The 342-nt window shown below is 29.8% G+C and carries 1 protein-coding gene; it reads right to left on the bottom strand.

Annotated features, from left to right (window positions below):
• Positions 1-272, bottom strand: a 272-nt coding sequence (locus B2U95_RS09580; protein ID WP_296315565.1) for a DUF2271 domain-containing protein, incomplete at its 3' end; no start/stop codon positions are given.
• Between the last annotated feature and the right edge of the window lie 70 nt (positions 273-342).

The following is a 342-nucleotide window of genomic DNA, read 5'->3' on the forward strand; positions in this document are numbered from 1 at the left end:
TCTATATCAGTGCGCTCTTTTCCTTGGAAATTCCACCATTCGGTAATATCAAAATACCATTCGTCATCATCTCCCTGAATATATAATGTCTTTTCGTAATCGCCTTCAGCATTAAGAAGCGAAACAACAATATAAGCACCTTCACCAGTATAATTCGTCATCTGAATCATACATTTATAAGTCGAAGTTGGTTTTTTTATAGTAAACCCAAATAATAGAAAAACAGTTAAGACCAGTAAAGGTGCTATTGTAAAAATATTTGTTTTTTTCATGTGTAATTAAGTAAGTATTGTTTTCCAATTTATTTTAAGAAATCAATCTTGATATTGAATTTTTGAAGCA

Origin of the sequence: Winogradskyella sp. UBA3174 (genome assembly GCF_002364335.1) — a bacterium.
In the GTDB taxonomy this organism is placed as follows: Bacteria; Bacteroidota; Bacteroidia; order Flavobacteriales; family Flavobacteriaceae; genus Winogradskyella.